Origin of the sequence: Pedobacter sp. (assembly GCF_965249885.1) — a bacterium.
GTDB lineage: Bacteria > Bacteroidota > Bacteroidia > Sphingobacteriales > Sphingobacteriaceae > Pedobacter.
In genome coordinates, this window is record NZ_OZ252254.1 from 3,242,254 (window position 1) to 3,263,263 (window position 21,010).

Consider the following 21,010-nt stretch of genomic DNA (forward strand, 5'->3'; position numbering starts at 1 on the left):
TTAACTGTCTTTCTGGCTTGCTAAGAGATACAATACCGCCATTCTGATAGCTACACCATTTTCAACTTGATTCAGTATGATTGATTGCTTACTATCAGCTACATCGCTCGTAATTTCTACCCCACGATTAATTGGACCGGGATGCATTACCACAATTTCTTTGTCCAAGTTGTCAAGTATCTGCTTATTTAATCCATACATCATAGAGTATTCCCTGCCCGTTGCGAAATACTTAATGTCCATGCGTTCTAATTGGATGCGCAACATATTCGCCACGTCACACCAGTTCAACGCTTTTATTAGATTGTGTTCTACTTTAACACCTAGCGCTGCAATGTGTTTCGGAATAAGCGTGGTTGGTCCACAAACCATTACTTCGGCACCTAATTTTTGTAAGCACAAAATGTTTGAGATGGCAACCCTAGAATGTAAAATATCACCAACTATAACCACTTTTTTCCCCCTAACATCGCCCAGTTTTTCTCTAATGGAAAACGCATCAAGTAAGGCTTGCGTTGGATGTTCATGCGCTCCATCTCCGGCATTTACAATTTGTGCGTTGATGTGCTTACTTAAGAATTGACCTGCTCCCGCATACGGATGACGCATCACAACCATGTCCACTTTCATCGCCAAAATGTTGTTTACGGTATCAATTAAGGTTTCTCCTTTACTTACTGATGATGAAGATGCGGCAAAGTTAACAACATCTGCTGAAAGCCTTTTTTCGGCAAGCTCAAATGAAAGTTTGGTACGTGTAGAATTTTCGAAAAAGATATTGGCGATGGTAATGTCTCTTAATGACGGCACTTTTTTAATAGGCCTGTTAATTACATCTTTGAAGTTGTCAGCAGTTTCAAAAATCAATTCAATATCGTTCAGGTTGATGTCTTTGATCCCTAAAAGATGTCGGGTTGATAGTTTATCTGCTGCCATTTTACTGCCTTTTATCTATTTTATGTTGTTAATTGCAGATCCACCCCGCTTGACCTCGTGTAATTATGGTCGTTTTGGCGAAGAGGGTTCTGATAATAAAATTACTTTATCTTCTGCTTCGTTCTCTTTCCAGCTAACTTTGACCTTTTGTGAGTCAACAGAGTCTACCCTCATTCCAATGTAGTTAGCTTCGATAGGTAAGTGTCTAGAGAATCTACGGTCAATCAATACCATCAGCTCCATGCTTTCCGGTCTACCATAGGCTAGGAGTGCATCCATAGCTGCCCTAATGGTGCGTCCAGTCCAAAGTACATCATCAATTAATATCACCTGTTTACCTTCAATAACGAAATCAATGGTATTGCTGCTAGCGGTAACTAGGCCGTCTTTACGTCTAAAGTCATCTCTAAAAAAGGTGATGTCTAGATGCCCTTTTTTTATCGTATCTGTTTTTAAAATGGCAGCTAATTCTTGATGAACACGATCGGCAAAAAAAGTTCCCCTTGGCTGTATGCCAATTAAAACAGTATTACTAAAATCGGTATGGTTCTCAATAAGCTGGTGACAAAGTCGCTTAATTGTGATTTGAAGTTTTTGGCCGCTGAGTAGAGTTCTCTTTTGCATTGCACTTTGATTGCGCAAATATAGTTAAATGTTTTAAGGTTGAAAAGTTGAAATGCCGGAAATTTGGAATGTTTTAAATGATGTTTAAATGGTTGATTGATTAACTATTTAACTGTCAAGTTAAACCGTTAAAAGAGAACGTCTCAATTCATTCAAAATTTGGAAAAGAAATGATCTGCTAAAATTCTTGTCAGTCCCGCTATACGCTGCAATCTTTTTGTTCGGCAGTGAATAATATTAATTCAGAGCGGTATGTAATATAGATTCCTCGGAGTTCGGGATGATAGAAGGAATAAGAACAAAAAGTATTTTCGCTGCTATCGGGTTTATTTAACTTAAACCTGTGCACAGCACTAGCCACCTAAACCCGACAAAAGCGAGCACGTAGCCCAATGCAATTGGGAGAAGTAAAGCGATTGGCGGGACTAACGTAGCTAGTAGCTTAGGCTGTGATTTTCTAATAATTGTTAATCATCGCCATCAGTTGTTTATTCAAAGCGGTGGTGATTTTTCCTGGTTGGCCATTTCCTATCGGTTTGCCATCCAGATTGATTATCGGTAATATGTTCTTAGTTGAACTGCTAATAAATGCTTCGTCGGCCTGAATCAAATCATCCAAAGAAAAATCCCGTTCCGTAATGGTAATATCCTCCAGTTGGATTGATAATATTTTGCTGCGTGTAATCCCTCTTAAAATATCAGTTTTTGGAGTTATAACTTCACGGTTCTTTACTATAAAGATATTTGCTCTTGGACATTCCCTAACTTGTCCGTTGTGATGATATATTAAATCATCGGCTTGTTTAAGTTTTAAAATCGGTTGTAGGCGAATTGCCTGTAAATAATCAATGGTTTTCACCGAGGATAGCTGACGCTGATAGTTGTGCGACAGCAACTTTAAGCCGTTATTAAAGCTAGCCTCATCGTAAGTAAAAGGAGTTTGAACAATTACTAAATTGGGCTTTGCAATTTGATAGCCATCTTCAGAATAACCACCCGTTAGTATTATTTTTAAACCTGAGTTTGGGATGTTGTTTTTTTGTAGTAGTGAATTTACAGCCTGATGAAGCTCATTTCGATCTAACTCTATTTCTAAATTCATTTCCTTAGCTGAATTGTAGAATCTATTAAAATAGTCCTCAATAAAAATAGCTCTGCCATTTACTGTTTTTAAAAAATCAAATATGCCATAGCCACGTTGTATAGCCAGGTCACTAACTAGTAAATTAGCTTCTTGATCTAAAACAATTTGGCCATTAACGTAAGTGTATTTATTTTCCATTGCTGTAATTTAAGTATGTAGAGTGCAAAAATTTGTTGAAGGACCGCTAAAATCAAAGTTTAAAATTAAAAAAATAACATAGAAATGCTCGGTTACATTCTACTCATTTGTTAAATACTTTTTTTAATTTGCGTAGGATGATGGCGCAGGCAGTTATATTTTTTGATGGCGTTTGTAATTTGTGTAATGGTGCTGTACAATTCGTTATCACGCATGATAAAGAAAAATATTTCAAGTTTTCCGCCCTGCAAAGTGATTTCGCTAAAGCAACGTTGGCTGAGTTGACGCTGAAAGTAAAGAAGGGGGATAGTTTTGTACTTGTTGAAAACGGAAAGGTATTTGAGCAATCCACTGCGGCCCTAAGAGTCGCCAAAAAATTGGGAGGTCTTTGGCCTTTGCTTTATATTTTTATCGTTATTCCTCCATTTATTCGAAATGCCGTTTATAGGTTTGTTGCTCGTAACCGATACAAATGGTTTGGTAAGCAAGAAACTTGCTGGATCCCTACTCCAGATTTGAAAAATCGCTTTTTAGATTGAAAACTTGTAAGTTTTGTAACTATTTATTTTATTTACAATACCAAACTTACTAAGCTCTTTCTATGAAAAAACTTTCGGAAAATTTAACGAGCCAAGAATTTAAAAAGGCGGCTCGAAAAGCAATTTACGCGATTATATTTTTTATAATCTCATACCTCATACTTTTGATTCTTGCTGTTGGCTTGGCGGTGCTTTGTGGTTTTTTAGGTGTTTTACTTATTAGTATAAAAGTGCATTGGCTAACACTTGTATTGGGGTTAGGCTTAATTGGCATGGGACTAATTGTAGTTGTTTTTCTGGTGAAGTTCATTTTTAAACGCCATAAAATTGATAGGTCTCACTTGATTGAAATTAAGGAGGCAGATGCTCCACTGCTTTATCAGTCTATTAACGAAATTGTACGGCAGGTGGAAACTGATTTTCCGAAGAAAATATACATTTCTCATGAAGTGAATGCTTCGGTGTTTTACGATTCCACTTTTTTGAGCATGATTTTTCCAATTAGAAAGAACCTACAAATAGGTATGGCATTGGTAAATAGTGTTTCAAAAAACGAATTAAAAGCAATTTTAGCACATGAGTTTGGCCACTTTTCGCAGCGCACTATGAAAGTGGGAAGTTATGTTTATACCGTTAATCAAATTATCTACAACATGTTGTATGATAATGAAAGTTATGGACGCCTTATTAACTGGTTCGCCGGCATAAGTAATTACTTTTCTTTTTTTGTGTCGTTGGGTATTAAAATTATAGAAGGAATTCAGTGGATTTTAAGAAAACTTTATAATGTTGTAAACCTCCAGCATTTGAAACTATCGAGGGAGATGGAGTTTCATGCTGATGCGATTGCAGTGAATATTATGGGAACTAAGCCGTTCACTACTTCAATGATGAGGCTGGATTTGGCAAATAACTCATATGACAATACCATTCGTTACTATGAGGGTAAAATTGATCAGAATATTAAGCCAGTCAATATCTATCCTCAACATCGATTCGTAATGAACACGCAAGCGGAGGATGCTAACATGCAGTTCGTAGATGGATTGCCCAATGTTACAACGGATGACCTGTACCGATACAACAAATCCAAGTTAGTCATTAAAAATCAGTGGGCTAGTCACCCAAGTACGGAAGATAGAATTAATGCAGTGATGTCCGGACAATATCCACTAGGCGAAGACGATGGCCAACCTGCTACTACGTTATTTTCAAACATTGAGAAGCTGCAGGCCGTTGTAACTGATTTGTTGTTTGCCAACGTAACTTATAAAGCCAAAGTGACAGCCGATACGTTTGATGAGTTTAAATCGGATTATCTTGCCAACTTTAAGGCAAAACCTCTTCCGAAAGTTTTTAACGGATATTATGATCATCATCATCCAATAAAAATAGAGACGATGCCTGATTGCGCTGATCAGAAAAATTTCAGTTTGTTATACGATGCCGGTAAAGTTGAGCTATTGTACCGTTCATTTTCTATCGCTGCCGATATCAATACGCTACAACAGATCCAGTCAGGTGAGATAGATATAAAGTCGTTTGAGTATGATGGTGTTAAATACCAAAAAAATGATATCTATGAATTGTTGCCAATACTGGAAAAGGAGCTGATAGAGACTAAAGCTGCTATTGAAGCTAATGACAAGGACATCTATGCGTACTTCAGTTTCATGCCTTCTACGGAGCGTCCTAACTTATTTAAGGAAAAGTACGAAGCCTTCATTCAAATTGATCATACCTACGATGAAGCGGTGGCTATTTACTCAAAAGCAATTGCTCAAACTCAATTTATACAATATACTACGCCATTTGCTGAGATAGAAGCAAATTTTAGAGATTTTTCTGGTACGGAATTGGAGCTGAAGGCGAAAATGAGAGCTTTATTGTCGTTATCGGAAGCGGAGGAAGTAAGCCCAGATACCAAGCAAAAGATACTTTCCTATTTAGAAAAGGAAAAACATTTATATTTCAATGTTGATAGCTATGTTGATGCCGAACTTGATATATTGTTTTATGCGCTAAATGCTTACCAGGATTTGCTAAACCAGTTGTTCCTTTACCATAAGAAAAAACTTTTAGAAGAAATGGAAAGTTTACAATTGTCGACAATGCAGCCCTCACGTTAGTCGATTCAAAATGGAATCAGAAAGGTTTCTTAATTAAATTTTTTAGATATCCTGTTTCGGTTTAGGTCTCCATAGCCAAATGGCGATTATCGTTAGTGGTATGGATATACTTAAGCTAGCTAACTTCAATTGATCTCGCTTAGCGGAAATATCAACATCGTTTGTGGTGAAGATATAGATGCTTTCCTTAATAGCCCAAATAGCGATTATACTTACTAAAAATGCAATGATTTTACGAACCATGGTTATTCATTTGAGCTCAAATATTGCATTTTTAACTGAGATGCGGATAAAGTTTAATAAAAAACCAGCTAGCTTTTGGCCAGCTGGTTAAATCAAACCAAAATATAAACTATGAATTATTTTGCAGTAGTAATGGGTTCTAAGTCGTTCAGTTCCGCTTGCGAAAACAACCGGTAGTGTATTTTAAAAGTTTTACCCAATGGTGTTTCCAATGAAAATCCACCGACACCAAATCCATCTAAAACATCAAGGGTAAAATGTGCATATTTCCAGTATTCGAATAGATCTTTGTCTACCCAAAATTCACAATCTTCAACAGATCCGATGCAAACGTCATTCATCCTTACATAAAACCCTCCTTTGTGAAAGCATTGTGGCTGTGTACCTTCACAACATCCACCGGCTTGATAAAACATTAACTCGCCATGTTGTTCTTTTAGCTGTTTGATGAGTTCTTTTGCGCTTTCAGTGCTATCCAATCTTTTTACCATTTCACTCTCCTTTATTTAGTTGATCAATTGGGAATTTGGCTATAATAGCGCCCTATTCCCAATTAAAAATTTTAAATGATGGCAGTTGATTAGAAGAATCCCAATTTGTTTTTATTGTACGAGATCAACATGTTTTTAGTTTGGCGATAATGCCCTAACATCATTTTATGGTTTTCTCGGCCCACACCAGATTGCTTATAACCGCCAAAGGGAGCACCAGCCGGGTAAGCATGATATTGGTTTACCCATACACGCCCAGCTTGGATTGCCCGAGGTACTTGGTAAAGTTCGTGTGCATCTCTTGTCCAAACGCCAGCACCTAATCCGTACAAGGTGTCGTTAGCTATTTCAATTGCTTCTTCCACTGTTTTAAATGTTGTAACGGCCAATACCGGACCGAAAATTTCCTCTTGGAAAATGCGCATTTTGTTATGGCCTTTAAAGATGGTTGGTTTAATGTAGTAACCGCCGCTAAGCTCACCTTCCAACTGATTTACTTCGCCGCCAGCCAATACTTCCGCACCTTCTTGTTTGCCCAGTTCAATATAAGATTTGATTTTCTCAAACTGAATTTTCGAAGCCTGTGCGCCCATCATCACGGTTTGATCTAGTGGACTGCCAACCTTAATGGCATTTGTTCGCTCAATTACTTTTGCAATAAATTTATCGTAAATATCTTCCTGCACCAATAGCCTAGATGGACAAGTGCAAATTTCACCTTGGTTCAATGCAAATAGTACCGCACCTTCAATAGCTTTGTCTAAAAACGCATCGTCCTCATCCATTACAGATTTGAAAAATATATTAGGCGATTTTCCGCCGAGTTCTAAAGTAACTGGGATGATGTTTTCTGTAGCATACTGCATCACCAATCTGCCAGTTGGTGTTGAGCCTGTAAAAGCCGCCTTTGCTACTTTTGGATTGGTTACTAGATGCCTACCCAATTCTGCTCCAAATCCGTTGACTACGTTAACAACTCCAGCTGGTAACAAATCGCCGATGAGCTCCATTAATACCATGATAGAAGTAGGTGTGCTTTCGGCTGGTTTTAACACCACCGTGTTGCCGGCGGCTAGGGCAGGGGCTAGTTTCCAAATGCCCATCAATAATGGGAAATTCCAAGGAATAATTTGCGCTACCACACCAATTGGTTCGTGAACAATTAGTGAAACGGTGTGCTCATCAAGCTCGGTATGAGAACCTTCTTCGGCTCTAATTACGGAGGCGAAATACCTAAAGTGATCCACACCAAGAGGTAAATCTGCATTAAGTGTTTCGCGGATTGCCTTTCCATTATCGATGGTTTCTACTGTCGCGAGATACTCTAAGTTATCCTCGATACGCTGTGCAATTTTATTGAGAATAATGCTGCGTTCTGTGGCAGAGGTTTTACTCCAAGTTTTAAATGCCTCTGCTGCGGCATTGACGGCTAACTCTAAGTCTTCCGGACTGGAATGTGCTGCCTTTGTGAAAGGCTTACCATCAATTGGTGAAATATTGTCAAAGTACTTTCCATTTACCGGCGCTACAAATTGGCCGTTGATATAGTTGTTGTAATGAGTTTTAAACTCAGGTCTTTTTGCTATTTGTTCCATGATTTAAAAATTTGGTTATAGCAAACCTATGAAGCTCTAAAGGAAAGGAGTAGTAAAATAGTTTCAACTGATAGCACTATTGTTTCAAGCAATGTAATAGATTTGAAATAATACTATATTTACTTAACAATAGTCGTGTACGTTACGTTATTAACCAAAGCCTACGAATATGAGCTATAAACTTGATTTAGTAAAGCTTAGCAGCGAATCGAAACTGCAAACGCTGGTAGAAAATAGAACATCTTATACTTTGGAAAGATGTGAACTGAGCGTGTTTGAAACCTACAAGGAATCTTACAAAGTGCCCCTAACTTTTAATGATTTTGTAATTACAAGCATGTTGCGTGGTAAAAAGGTAATGCACTTGAACGAAAAGAAGGAGTTTGAGTATTTGCCTGGTGAAACCGTAATCGTGCCGCCGTCGGAAACGATGCGCATTGATTTTCCTGAAGCAACGGATATGAACCCTACGCAGTGCATTGCTTTGGCCATCGACAATGGGCAAATTAGACAGACCATTAAGTATTTAAATGAATATTTTCCTAAAGAGAGCAATGATGACGAGTGGAAGTTAAATTACGATGAGTATCATTTCTATAACAACGAAGAGATTGCATACTTGATCAACAAAGTTATAAAGGTTTGCTCCGATACGTCTAGAGAGAAAGATGTATTGGCCGATTTGACGCTAAAAGAATTATTGGTTCGCATTATGCAAACTCAAAACCTCAACCTGCTGCAAGGCGATTCGATCAATAATAATCCACTTGCCTACGTCATTGGCTACATCAAAAACAACCTCAATGAAAAAATCACGATAGATAGTTTAAGCAATAAGGCTTGTATGAGTAAGGCTACCTTTTATCGGTTATTTAAAAGGGAACTTGGCATTAGTCCAAATGATTTTATCCTCGCAGAGAAGATGAAGAAAGCAAAAGAAATGTTGCTTAAACCGGGAATGAAAATATCGGCTATAAGCTACGAGCTAGGCTTCAGTGATGCCAATTATTTCATCAGGGCTTTTAAAAAGATTGTCGGTATTACGCCTGGTGCATTCCAGTCGCAGGGTATGATGAGGTTGGCGTAGTTTTAAACAACCACAGATGCTGATTACCTGTATGGATAAATCTTTGCATCTGTGGCTAACTATTATAACTTACTGCGATGCCTTTCTAGGGGTTTGCGGTTAAATATCGCTTACTATAAGTAATTCCCATCAAATCATAACGTTTAAACTGAGCTTTCAACCTCATCAAAAAGTCAGCATAATTTTTTTGTCCCTTTTGCGACCATTGAATTTCGCTTAAGGCGTCCATACGTGGGAAAATCATGTACTGCACTTTAGCTGGATTGGCAATATACTCCGACCATAAATTACCTTGTGCACCCCAAATGTATTTGGCCTGTTCGGCATTCAACTCTGCAGGTACAGGCTCATAGTTGTAAACAGTTTCTAGTGGGAGATACTTGTTGGCAGCTAGGCTGTCATCGCTCATAAATTGTTTATGGTTTAGGTACAGCTTTTCCTCTGGCGACATCACTACCTTTTGCTTTACCTTAGCTGCTGCAATGCCCCCTTTTTCGCCACGCCAGCTCATCACAATAGCATTGGGAGCTAAACCACCGTCTAATATTTCGTCCCAACCAATAATGGTTTTTCCTTTGCTGTTCACGAATTTTTCAATTCTGTTGATGAAATAACTTTGCAACGCCACTTCATCCTTGATCTCTTTCTCCTTCATGATTTGTTGCGTTTCTGCCGACTGCCTCCACCAAATTTTTGAAGCTTCGTCGCCACCTATATGGATGTATTGCGATGGAAATAAGGCCATTACCTCTGTCAACACATCTTCTAAGAAGCCAAACGTTTTTTCTGTAGGCTGAAAAACATTGTTGTATTTGTTCATCATTCCCCAAGTTTCGGCAACTTTGTAACCGCTTTTTGGATTGGTGCCAAATTCTGGGTAAGCTGCCAATGCTGCCATGCTATGTGCGGGCATTTCAATTTCTGGGATAACGGTGATGTATCGGTCAGCCGCATATTTGATAACCTCTTTAACCTCATCTTGTGTGTAGAAACCTCCATGCCTTACACCATCTGTTTTTATGGTGGCGTCAGCAGGTGTTATTTTTACATCGTTAGGTAATACCTGATATTTGATGTTCTCGTTACCTTTTCCTGGCCACAAACCGATGATGCTTCCATTTCGCCAAGCGCCAATTTCGGTTAGCTTCGGATATTTTTTGATTTCAATTCTCCATCCGTGGTCATCAGTTAAGTGCCAATGGAAATAGTTCATTTTGTGCAGGGCCAGGTAGTCTATGTACTGCTTTATAAATGTAACATCGAAGAAATGTCTGCTCACATCTAAGTGCATGCCGCGGTAATCGAAACGTGGGTAATCTGTAATGGCTACTTCTGCAATAGGTAAGGTGCTTGCTTTTTCGGAAGGAAGTAGTTGTATCAAAGATTGTATGCCATAAAATACTGCCTTTGCTGATTTGCCGACTATAGTGATGCCATTTTGTGAAGTGTTTAAAATGTAGGCGTCTGTATTTGGATTTATTTTAGAATCGACACTAAGTGTGATATAGTTTTTTAGCGGTTTATTTTTGGTGACGGTAAGTTTGTATTGTAGATATTGTTCTAAATACCTGTTGAAATAAACTGCTGCATTTTGAAGTGAATCGTTTTGGATGACGATTTTGGTTTCTGTGCTAATAGTAAATACGGCGTTGTTGCTGCCCACAGTTACAGCTACAGGTTTGGGGATGATGTTTACCTGAGCATTTAAGGAGAAAGTTCTCACGCTTATTAAAGCAAGCAATACCAGTTTTTTCATAATCAAAAATAAGACTTATTTGCTATCTCACAACAATATGATTGAATGTTTTTGAGTTTTTGTGCTGTTTTTTGCGCTTTACCGATTGCCGTTAGCTTTCAATTTTCAGTAGTATTATTTTTAACCATATAAGACATACAAGTAAAAGTAAGTTTAGGAATTCTATAAGCATCTATAATAAAAATCTAAAAAAAAATATAACAGTCAATAGAAAATTTCCTTCTCAACGAAGAATTAAATAGAACTGTCATTCCATATGGGAAAACTTCAATGAACTTACATGCCTTATATGATAATCAAAATCAATCGATAAAATCTACTTCGTAATGAGTACTAGGCTAAGCAAAACTTCAATGAACTTAAATGCCTTATATGGTAATCAAAATCATCAATCGATAAAATCTACTTCGTAATGAGTACTAGGCTAAGCAAAACATCAATGAACTTACATGCCTTATATGGCTAATCAAAATCATCAATCGACAAAATCTACTTCTTAATGAGTACTAGACTAAGCAAAACTTCAATGAACTTACATGCCTTATATGGTTAATCAAAATCATCAATCGATAAAATCTACTTCTTAATGAGTACTAGACTAAGCAAAACTTCAATGAACTTACATGCCTTATATGGTTAATCAAAATTACAGCAATCGATGAAACTGTAATGAACAAAAAATCCCGATAACTTGCGTTACCGGGACCTAAAATATTTGGAATAAGAATTAAGGATTAACCTTTTTTCTCGTTGCTTTCCATTTGAGATTTCAATTGAGCTAACACATCAAGATCACCTAATGTTGATTTCTCTACTGAATCTTTCACTTTTTTCACTGCATTGCTAGCAGCTTTAGCTTCTTTTTTCTTAGTAGCTTTTTCCTCGTTAGCAGCTTCAGCTTTAGCTTCTTCCCAAATACGAGCGTGTGAAACTACGATACGTTTAGCATCTTTGTTAAACTCGATAATTTTGAAATCAGCTGTTTCTTCAGCTTTCAAAGTAGTACCATCTTCTTTAGCCATGTGTTTTGTTGGAACAAAACCTTCAACTCCGTAAGGTAATGCAATTACAGCGCCTTTGTCAGTTACTTTGATTACAGTACCTTGGTGGATTGAATCTAAAGTGAAGATAGTTTCGAAAGTATCCCAAGGGTTTTCTTCCAATTGTTTGTGACCTAAAGATAATTTGCGGTTGTCAACATCAAGTTCTAAAACAACTACATCTAAAGTATCACCAACTTTGGTAAACTCGTTAGGGTGGTTAACTTTTTTGCTCCAAGAAAGATCAGAAATGTGGATCAATCCATCAATTCCTTCTTCAATTTCAACAAATACACCGAAGTTAGTCATGTTTTTAACAACAGCTTGGTGTTTGCTTCCAACTGGATATTTCTCAGCAACATTTTGCCATGGATCTTGAGTCAATTGTTTGATGCCCAAGCTCATTTTGCGCTCATCGCGGTCTAAAGTTAAAACTTCAGCTTCGATTTCGTCACCAACTTTCAAGAATTCTTGAGGTGAACGTAAGTTTTGCGACCAGCTCATTTCTGAAACGTGGATTAAACCTTCAACACCAGGGATGATTTCAAGGAATGCACCGTAATCTGCAACAGTTACAATTTTACCTTTTACTTTAGAGCCAACTTGAATAGTTGTATCTAAGTTTTCCCAAGGATGTGCAGTTAATTGTTTTAAGCCTAAAGCGATACGTTTTTTCTCATCGTCAAAGTCTAAAACAACCACATTGATTTTTTGGTCTAAAGCCAATACTTCTTTCGGATGCTCTATGCGGCCCCAAGAAATATCAGTGATGTGCAATAAGCCATCTACGCCACCAAGATCGATGAATACACCGAAATCAGTGATATTTTTAACAGTACCTTCAAGTACTTGTCCTTTTTCTAATTTAGAAACGATTTCTACTTTTTGTGACTCTAAATCGTCCTCAATCAATACTTTGTGAGATACTACCACATTTTTGAACTCATGGTTAATTTTAACCACTTTGAATTCCATAGTTTTACCTACGTAAACGTCGTAATCACGGATTGGTTTGATGTCGATTTGAGAACCAGGTAAGAAGGCCTCAACACCCATGATATCAACGATAAGACCACCTTTAGTACGGCTTTTAACAAAACCATTGATGATTGTATCGTTATCAAGCGCTTCGTTGATAAGTTCCCAAGAACGTTGGGTTTTAGCTCTCTTACGAGATAAAATTAACTGGCCATTAGCATCTTCAGGTGCTTCTACAAACACGTCCACTTTATCGCCAATTTTCAAATCAGGAAGATCACGGAACTCAGAAGCTGATACTAAACCGTCAGATTTGAAACCTACGTTTAACACTACGTCTTTGTTGTTCATTGATACAACCGTACCAGAGATGATCTCACCTTGGTTGATTTGGTTGAAAGTATCAGAATACATTGCTTCGAACTTTTTACGGTCCTCGTCGTTGTAATTTCCGAAAACTTTGTCATCTGCGTCCCAATCAAAATCTGCTGAAGGGGTTGCTAATTGTGATTTGATCTGTTCGATCGATACCGAATCAGCTTCTGACTCGATAGTTTCTTTTTGGTTCAAACGGGCGTCTGCACCTTGCAATTCGGCTTCTTTAGCCTTTAGTTCTTTTTCTGCAACTTGTTTTTTTGCCATTAATTAATTATCTCCTTTTTCCCTGTTTAGGGACGGCAAAGGTACGGATTATATTAAAAAAACAAAACTATTTTAAAATAAATGTTGCTGATATTTAACGGGTTGAATTTTAGTTTTGCAGTTTTTATCTGTGTGCCTTTACATATGCGATTTGTCATCCTGAGCTTGCGATAGATATATTGTCAGATATGATCTTTTAAACTCACTATAGTTGTCGTAAATTTATTTTTTTGGAAAAGAACGTTTGTATCATATCGCAAAATCAGCCCCGCTATCCGCTTTATCCCTATAAAAATGGGATTCGCTTCTATCGGGTTTAATTAACTTAAATTTTTGCAAAACACAATCTGTATTTTTCATGAAGTCTATTTTCTTTGCGTCCTTAGCGTGGTCTTTGTTTCCTTTGCGGTTAATTCTTACCGCAAAGTTTTTTTGAAGCTTTCGCAAAGAACGCGAAGAGTTGTGCATTCACTTTGTCAATCTTTTATAAAGTGCAAAAAATTATCTTATATTTTTTATAAGCATATTTCCTTTGTGTCCTTAGCGTGGTCTTTGTTTTCCTTTGCGGTTAATTTTTGCCGCAAAATTTTTTGGAGTTTTTTGGAAAGAACAGAAAGAGTTGCGCATCCACTTTGTCAATCTTTTATAAACCTGTTTAGTTAAGATTGACAAAGTTTAATTAGAAATATGTGATTGCAGTTCTCGAACGCCTGATTGCACTATTTTGCAGCTTAAACAAAAAGTATTCCTCCGTTTTAGCGTTTAATCAACCTAAATTTTTGCAAAACACAACCTGTATTTTTCATGAAGTCTATTTTCTTTGCGTTCTTAGCGTGGTCTTTGTTTTCCTTTGCGATTAATTCTTACCGCAAAGTTTTTTTGAAGTTTTCTCAAAGATCGCAGAGAGTTTTGCATCCACTTTGTCAATCTTTTATAAAACCTGTTTAGTTAAGATTGACAAAGTTTAAACTTACAAATTAATCACAAAAAGTATTTCCGCTTCTATCGGGTTGCGGTTAACTATGTGCATGATGATATTGATAAAGTTTAAACGCTCTTGCAAAGGAAAACCAATCTATTACACTACAAAATTGCATTGAACACTAGCTCGATAGCGGTATCAGTTTTTTTTCCTCATCAGTAAGATGCTTTAAGTGCAAGCATACGTTTGTGCTATTGAAGCTTGATTCGCCAAATTCGATATAAACTTCGCCATTAAATGAATTCGCGTTGAAACTTTTGATTGGTCCAACTCCTAATACAATATTCTGCTCAATAAAAAATAAATTGCTATACAATTTTCTTGAAAGAACTTGTCTGAAACTAATAATCACTAAAGCATTTTTCAGGAAAATCAGATCACACTTTTTAAATTGCAATCTGTAGTTCTTCATTCCAGAAACGAAGCTACTACATTTTACATTGTATTTTTCAGCAATGATATCTTCAGCATATTTTTTACGGATGAACGCAAGCTGCTTTAAAATTTGCCGGTCTTTACTTTTGTAGCTTAAAAATATGAGCAATACAACAGCAATAATTCCGATCGCCTTTAGCACTATCTGAAAATCAATCATTGCTTAAACGCTTCAAAACCTTCCCTAATTTCCTTCGATCACCGACATAAGGTTGTAAATCAAAAAGTTTTACTACTCTAAATTCAATAGGATGGCTTTCGCTTTGCAACGCGATGTATCCGCTGGTTAGGCGTTTACCATCTTCTTTGATCTTTGGGTCGAAGTTAGAAACATTGCCGCCGCCAATTTTAGGATGGGTGTAAGTTAAAACAGTATCACCATTAATAATGTGCTTAATCACCGAATCTCCCAATACCAAGAACTCCGCCGTGACCCATTGCTCCCCGTGATAGGTTTTAGAGCTGCTGTTTAAGCAATGTGGCGTAAATAAGTTTTCTTTAATTTCAATGGTAGTTCCAGGTGTGCAAACATTGCCGGTTGGACGTTCATCTTTTCCATTGCCGCCAAGTAACTGTCCTTCTATGGAAATCGGAAAATCCTGATCCTTCAGCATTGTAGCTGGGTCTTGACAATGGAGCATAGCACCACTATTTCTCAATGCCCAACCTTCACCACCTCTAGCTTGTTCACCAATAAAACGATATTCAATCCTCAATAAATAAGATGAAAAAGGCTTTTTGTAAAATAGGTGCCCGTATTGCTGATCAAAATTGGTGTATTCATCATACTTTACTTTCAGTACACCATCTTTTACATAGAATGTGCTGCCGAAATTCTCCTGATAATTATGTTTGGCAATTTTAATGTTCCAATCTTTTAAATCCTTGCCATTAAAAAGATTGATCCAGCCATTTTGGGCAAATCCGTAAAACGAGCTTGTTAATAGGAGTAAAGTGAGAAGCTTTTTCATACTATAAATTCAATTGGAAAGATAGTATAAAATGAGCTAATAAACTAAGCTGTCACCGGTAAAAAAGATTGAACTTTTTCCAAAGCAAAAGCCAATTGCTCCTCTTCTGTGATATCTGTATTGTCTAGTACTATTGCATCATCGGCACGGGTAAGCGGACTTTCCTCTCTCGTGGTGTCTGCATAGTCGCGGTGTGCTAAATTTTCGAAAACTTCTTCCAACGTAACGGTTTCATCACCTTTGGCTTGCATTTCTTTGAATCTTCTTTCCGCTCTAATCTTAGGGTCGGCAGTCATGAAAAATTTCACCTGCGCATCTGGGAATACTGCAGTACCAATATCACGGCCATCCATCACGATGTTTTTAGATTTTCCCATTCGCTGCTGTTGTTTCACCATTTCCTTCCGCACTTCTTTGATGGCAGAAACAGGACTAACCGCTTCTGAAACCGGCATAAGCCTGATTTCGTCCGAAACTTCTTCGCCGTTTAACGTAATGTGTGATTGGTAATCTCTGGAGTGGAAATTAAGCTCGATATGGTTTAACGCATCAACAATAGCATTATGATCCGTTAAGTCAATCTGATTTCTTAAGAAATAAAGGGTAACGGCTCGGTACATGGCTCCACTATCGATATAAATAAAACCTAGTTTTTTTGCCAGAGCTTTTGCTAAAGTACTTTTCCCGCACGATGAGTAACCGTCGATGGCCACTACCAAATTTTTTCTCATATTTGGCAAAGATAGCACAGTTCTATTTACTTAATCAAATTAAAACTACATTTGTCTTATGTTGCCCGAATCAGCTGAAATACTTAAAATAGTAATTTTTAAAACGTCTAGAAGCGGCGGCAAGGGAGGACAGAATGTAAATAAGGTTTCTAGCAAGGTAGAGCTTATATTTAATATTGATGATGCCTATTTTTTCACTGAAGAGGAAAAGTCTCGTTTAAAAGAAAAGCTGGCAACAAGACTTGATAGCGAAGGTTTACTGCATGTTATTTCACAAGAGGATAGAAGTCAACTATTGAACAAACAACGTGCTGTGATCAAACTTGTCTCGCTCTTAAAAACAGCTTTGCAAGTTCAAAAAGTTCGAAAGGCAACTAAAGTTCCAAAATTTGTTAAGGAGAAACGTTTGGCAAATAAGGCTGCCAATGCATTAAAAAAAGAGGGTAGAAGAAAGCCGAGTTTTGATTAAGAGGTGTTTTGGTCATTGCTTCGTACCTCGCAATGACGCATTAAAGCGGAACTCATATTTTCTTATGGTCTAATCTCGATTTTTGCGTTGGGAATCACCGCCTGATAAAGTTCATCAACCTCTGCATTAGTAACCATGATACAACCATTTGTAGTTCCGAAAAATCTGTGAAACTTGTTGAGCAACGCAAAAGCGCCGTTAGGTAGTCCATGTATTTTAATATCGCCACCCGGACTTTTACCCAATTTTTTGGCCACAGTTTTATCCGTTTCATTTGGATAGGATACACCTAAATTTTTATGGTATCCACTTTTTGGATTTCTATCATTAATAAAATAAATGCCTTCCGGGGTTTTATTGTCGCCTTCAAAAACCTTGTGCCCGGTTGGGTTTTTCCCAACAGAAATCTGATACGTTTTGATTAGGTTTTTGCCACTATAGGCTTTCATCGTCTTATGTGATTTGTCCACTAAAAGATAATCTATTTTGACCTGTTTAGCTAACCTGGTTTCGGGCCAAAAATTGTAAATTAATGCAACTGCAATCGTGGCAAAAAAGATAAAAGGTACAATGGCGAAGAACCTCTTCATCACTTTTAGTTAAAGCGATAATACATAGATATACTACCGTACTGATGCGCCTTTGCCGTACTTTTAATTTCCTTAGATAAAAATATCAAACTATAATCTATTGTGAAACGCGGCGAACTGTAATTGAAGCCCAACGTTTGCGAAAAAACTAAAGGCTTTACTCCAAAAGTAATTGGACTATTGTTGTTAAATAGACTTCCTTGAACAGTTGCATCATAGGCCACGTAATTGAGCTGTGGTTTTGTATAAAAATAAAACTCTTTTTTCTTAAATTTCTCAGTTCTACTTTTATTGGCAATACTTGCGTTGTAATGTATAGAATTAAAAAGCTGATTCAAATCTCCAGCTCTAAACACTACACCAATGCCTGCACCGCTATAAGTCGTGCCGATATTTGCATAGCTATCCAAAGTAAAGTCTAAACTTTTAGTAGCATCTCTATGCAACAGTTTGGCAAACTGTAAATTAGTGTTTGCTGCAAAATCATTGGATATTTGGTATTCCCAGCCTTGAACTTTGTAAAATCCTACAATACTATGCAATAAGTCTTGGGCCTCTTGACCTAAAGCGTCAGGACCTATAGTTCCAAGTTGCAAGCCTACTTTAAATAAACTTTCTTTTTTGTAGAAAAAATTGGCTTGAAGGCCACCATACAAATAACCTGCGAAAGGTCTATCGTGGGTAGCTGGATTTGGACGGTAGCCGGAAATTGGATTGTACATCTTTTGTCCGGCTGATATTTCGTAAGTCACTTTCTCCAGTGCTCCTTTCAGTTTCTGCTGATCAAGTGCATGCCTAAAGTAAACAAACAAGCCATTCGTGTAATATCGATCTTGACCATACCAAAGGTAGGCATCGTTGTCGCTTTTAAAACCGAACTCGTTCTTGTACTCCTGCGCATAAGAACCATAATAAGTAGCTAGAATGGCAAGCGTAGCCAGAACGAGTTTTTTATACATATTAACTTGCAACAGATTTTGTTTTGATCGTTAAATCAATAGGATTTTTAACCTTGTCTTTTGTTAGTGCTAAATTAATAACCTCTTGCATTTCAGTTACATAGTGAAAATTCAAGTCTTTGATGTAATCTTCCTTGATTTCTAAAATATCTTTCCTGTTAGATTTACATAAAATGATTTCTTTAATATTAGCACGTTTAGCAGCTAAAATTTTCTCTTTTATTCCACCCACAGGCAACACTTTTCCACGTAATGTAATTTCCCCAGTCATGGCTAAGTTTTGTTTTACCTTACGTTGCGTAAATGCCGAAGTTAACGCAGTTAACATGGTGATACCGGCTGAAGGGCCGTCTTTAGGTGTGGCACCAGCAGGAACGTGAATATGAATATCGTAGTTGTCAAATATTTCGTGGTCGATTTCAAACTGTGCGGCATGCGCCCTAATGTAAGCTAAAGCAATAACTGCCGATTCTTTCATTACATCTCCCAAGTTACCGGTAAGCGTCAATTTTCCTTTTCCGGGGCTTAAACTAGCTTCAATAAATAGGATATCGCCGCCAACTTGTGTCCAAGCTAAACCTGTCACTACACCAGCTACTTCATTTCCTTCGTAGGCATCCTTGTCAAAAATTGGAGCGCCTAATATTTTTTCTACATCCTGAATATCTAATGTTGGTTCGTAAGGCAAATCCATAGCTATTTTAGTGGCAATTCCACGCACTAGCGAACCTATCTTTTTCTCCAATCCACGCACACCACTTTCGCGGGTATAATCTTCAATCACTTTCTCAATTAGTGAACTTTTAAGCGTGATTTGCTTGTTGTCCAATCCGTGCACCTCTTTTTGTTTAGGCAAAAGGTACTTTTTAGCGATTTCAATTTTTTCCTCTATGGTGTAACCGTTCACTTCAATGATTTCCATCCTGTCTAACAAGGCTGGCTGAATAGTACTCAGTGAATTTGCCGTAGCAATAAACAGAACGTTGGATAAATCGTATTCCGCTTCTACATAATGATCATTAAAAGCATTGTTTTGTTCCGGATCTAGCACTTCAAGCAAAGCCGATGAAGGATCACCTCTAAAATCAGAACCTACTTTATCTATTTCATCCAGTACAAAAACAGGGTTATCAGCGCCCGCTTTTTTAATGGATTGGATAATACGGCCCGGCATTGCACCGATGTAAGTTTTACGGTGCCCTCTAATTTCCGCTTCGTCTCTAACGCCACCTAACGCCATACGTACATATTTTCGGTTCAACGCTTTGGCAATTGATTTTCCTAAAGATGTTTTTCCAACTCCAGGAGGGCCAACCAAACACAAAATAGGCGCTTTCATATCACGTTTTAACTTTAAAACAGCTAAATATTCGATGATACGTTGCTTTACCTTTTCTAAGCCAAAGTGATCTTTGTCCAAAATGCGCTGGGCTCTTTTTAAATCGAAATTATCTTTGGTAAATTCATTCCAAGGCAAATCTAACAACAACTCCAAATAATTCATCTGTATCGAATAATCTGGTGCAGCTGGATTCATTCGCCCAAGCTTCTCTAACTCCTTATCAAAATGAGCTTTAACTTCTTGCTTCCATTTCTTTTTCCTTGCACGAGCCTGAAGTGCTTCAAATTCAAGATCTGATGAATTTCCTAACTCTTCTTGTATGGTTTTCAGCTGCTGATTTAAAAAATAATCACGCTGTTGCTTGTCTAAATCAGTTCTAACTTTCGATTGGATCTGATTTTTAAGCTCCAGCATTTGAAGCTCTTTGGTCAATAAATCCATTGCCATTTCGGCACGCTTACGTAAATTGGCAGTTTCTAGCATTTTCTGCTTTTCTGCCATTTCAGCGTTCATGTTAGATGATATGAAGTTGATCAAAAACGAAGTGCTTTCGATATTTTTCAACGCTATACCAGCTTCACTAGGAATGTTTGGTGACAACTGAATAATTTGCGATGACATTTCCCTAATTGCCGCAACTAGTGTTTTAAATTCTTTGTCGTTTTTGTGTTTCGTTTCATTGAATTTAGCTACTACCGCTTTAATAAAGGGTTCAGTTTGTACTTCCTGAACTAATTGAAAACGTTGCTTTCCTTGGATAATTACTGTCGTATTTCCATCAGGCATTTGCAGCATCTTAATGATATTTGCTACTGTACCAACACCATGTAATTGTTCAAAAGTTGGATCTTCGATAGAAACATCTTTCTGAGCTACAACACCAATCACTCTGTCACCTTTATAGGCTTCCTTAATCAATTTGATAGATTTATCTCTGCCTACAGTAATAGGAATTACTACACCAGGAAATAAAACGGTGTTTCTCAAAGGTAAAATCGACAATATCTCAGGAGTTTCCTCATTATTCATGTCATCTTCATCTTGTTGCGACATTAATGGGAAAAACTCGGTGTCTTCGTTAATAATGGGTAAAGTATTTATAAAATCAAACGGATCTTGTTTGCTCATCGGTTATTTGTTAGTGTAAGCAAGCGACAATATGACAGCATTATCGCCCTTTTAAAATTTC

Annotated in this window: 18 protein-coding genes; 4 read left to right on the forward strand and 14 right to left on the reverse strand. The window is 37.4% G+C overall.

The window, feature by feature from the left end; translation table 11 throughout:
- The 3 genes from ACY2A0_RS13780 to ACY2A0_RS13790 form a co-directional block, all read right to left on the reverse strand.
- A complete protein-coding gene (locus ACY2A0_RS13780) occupies positions 1-936 on the reverse strand; it encodes an aspartate carbamoyltransferase catalytic subunit (RefSeq protein WP_461790055.1) in 936 nt (311 codons plus the stop codon).
- Between the two features lie 63 nt (positions 937-999).
- Complete coding sequence (gene pyrR / locus ACY2A0_RS13785; RefSeq protein WP_461790056.1) at positions 1,000-1,560, reverse strand: bifunctional pyr operon transcriptional regulator/uracil phosphoribosyltransferase PyrR; 561 nt, start codon at positions 1,558-1,560, stop codon at positions 1,000-1,002.
- Positions 1,561-2,017: 457 nt separating this feature from the next.
- Positions 2,018-2,842, reverse strand: a complete 825-nt coding sequence (locus ACY2A0_RS13790) for an aminotransferase class IV (RefSeq protein WP_461790057.1) — start codon at positions 2,840-2,842, stop codon at positions 2,018-2,020.
- 137 nt (positions 2,843-2,979) lie between these two features.
- Here ACY2A0_RS13790 and ACY2A0_RS13795 point away from each other — a divergent pair, with 137 nt between their 5' ends.
- Both ACY2A0_RS13795 and ACY2A0_RS13800 read left to right on the forward strand, forming a co-directional pair.
- Positions 2,980-3,381, forward strand: a complete 402-nt coding sequence (locus tag ACY2A0_RS13795) for a thiol-disulfide oxidoreductase DCC family protein (protein ID WP_461791577.1) — start codon at positions 2,980-2,982, stop codon at positions 3,379-3,381.
- Between the two features lie 62 nt (positions 3,382-3,443).
- Positions 3,444-5,510 (forward strand): M48 family metalloprotease, encoded by a 2,067-nt coding sequence (locus ACY2A0_RS13800; RefSeq protein WP_461790059.1) that lies wholly within the window; start codon positions 3,444-3,446, stop codon positions 5,508-5,510.
- Positions 5,511-5,552: 42 nt separating this feature from the next.
- Here ACY2A0_RS13800 and ACY2A0_RS13805 read toward each other — a convergent pair whose 3' ends face one another.
- From ACY2A0_RS13805 to ACY2A0_RS13815, 3 genes are all read right to left on the reverse strand, one after another.
- The gene (locus ACY2A0_RS13805) at positions 5,553-5,753 is read right to left on the reverse strand and encodes a hypothetical protein (protein WP_461790060.1); all 201 of its coding nucleotides are present in this window, start codon (positions 5,751-5,753) and stop codon (positions 5,553-5,555) included.
- Between the two features lie 116 nt (positions 5,754-5,869).
- Entirely contained in the window at positions 5,870-6,244 is a 375-nt protein-coding gene (locus ACY2A0_RS13810) for a DUF779 domain-containing protein (protein WP_461790061.1), read from the reverse strand.
- An 89-nt stretch (positions 6,245-6,333) separates the two neighbouring features.
- Positions 6,334-7,839, reverse strand: a complete 1,506-nt coding sequence (locus tag ACY2A0_RS13815; protein ID WP_461791578.1) for an aldehyde dehydrogenase family protein — start codon at positions 7,837-7,839, stop codon at positions 6,334-6,336.
- 169 nt (positions 7,840-8,008) lie between these two features.
- Between ACY2A0_RS13815 and ACY2A0_RS13820 the strand changes: the two genes are divergently transcribed.
- Complete coding sequence (locus ACY2A0_RS13820; RefSeq protein WP_461790063.1) at positions 8,009-8,926, forward strand: AraC family transcriptional regulator; 918 nt, start codon at positions 8,009-8,011, stop codon at positions 8,924-8,926.
- Between the two features lie 85 nt (positions 8,927-9,011).
- On the opposite strand, the gene ACY2A0_RS13825 is transcribed toward ACY2A0_RS13820, so the two are convergent.
- The 5 genes from ACY2A0_RS13825 to cmk form a co-directional block, all read right to left on the reverse strand.
- Entirely contained in the window at positions 9,012-10,682 is a 1,671-nt protein-coding gene (locus tag ACY2A0_RS13825; RefSeq protein ID WP_461790064.1) for a beta-N-acetylhexosaminidase, read from the reverse strand.
- 734 nt (positions 10,683-11,416) lie between these two features.
- Entirely contained in the window at positions 11,417-13,342 is a 1,926-nt protein-coding gene (gene rpsA / locus ACY2A0_RS13830) for a 30S ribosomal protein S1 (protein WP_461791579.1), read from the reverse strand.
- 1,103 nt (positions 13,343-14,445) lie between these two features.
- The gene (locus tag ACY2A0_RS13835; RefSeq protein WP_461790066.1) at positions 14,446-14,919 is read right to left on the reverse strand and encodes a hypothetical protein; all 474 of its coding nucleotides are present in this window, start codon (positions 14,917-14,919) and stop codon (positions 14,446-14,448) included.
- Positions 14,912-15,730 (reverse strand): 3-keto-disaccharide hydrolase, encoded by an 819-nt coding sequence (locus ACY2A0_RS13840; RefSeq protein WP_461790067.1) that lies wholly within the window; start codon positions 15,728-15,730, stop codon positions 14,912-14,914. The genes ACY2A0_RS13835 and ACY2A0_RS13840 overlap by 8 nt, the downstream gene beginning before the upstream one ends.
- A 44-nt stretch (positions 15,731-15,774) precedes the next feature.
- Positions 15,775-16,461 (reverse strand): (d)CMP kinase, encoded by a 687-nt coding sequence (cmk, locus tag ACY2A0_RS13845; RefSeq protein WP_461790068.1) that lies wholly within the window; start codon positions 16,459-16,461, stop codon positions 15,775-15,777.
- A 58-nt stretch (positions 16,462-16,519) separates the two neighbouring features.
- On the opposite strand from cmk, the gene arfB reads away from it, so the two are divergent.
- Complete coding sequence (gene arfB, locus ACY2A0_RS13850; protein ID WP_461790069.1) at positions 16,520-16,930, forward strand: alternative ribosome rescue aminoacyl-tRNA hydrolase ArfB; 411 nt, start codon at positions 16,520-16,522, stop codon at positions 16,928-16,930.
- A 62-nt stretch (positions 16,931-16,992) separates the two neighbouring features.
- Here the strand turns inward: arfB and ACY2A0_RS13855 are convergent, their stop codons facing one another.
- The 3 genes from ACY2A0_RS13855 to lon are packed head-to-tail and all read right to left on the reverse strand — an operon-like array spanning position 16,993 to position 20,949.
- Positions 16,993-17,520, reverse strand: coding sequence for a L,D-transpeptidase family protein (locus ACY2A0_RS13855; RefSeq protein WP_461790070.1), 528 nt, complete (start codon positions 17,518-17,520; stop codon positions 16,993-16,995).
- A 5-nt stretch (positions 17,521-17,525) separates the two neighbouring features.
- Entirely contained in the window at positions 17,526-18,479 is a 954-nt protein-coding gene (locus ACY2A0_RS13860; RefSeq protein ID WP_461790071.1) for a lipid A deacylase LpxR family protein, read from the reverse strand.
- Between the two features lies 1 nt (position 18,480).
- The gene (lon, locus tag ACY2A0_RS13865) at positions 18,481-20,949 is read right to left on the reverse strand and encodes an endopeptidase La (RefSeq protein ID WP_461790072.1); all 2,469 of its coding nucleotides are present in this window, start codon (positions 20,947-20,949) and stop codon (positions 18,481-18,483) included.
- Positions 20,950-21,010: the final 61 nt, after the last annotated feature.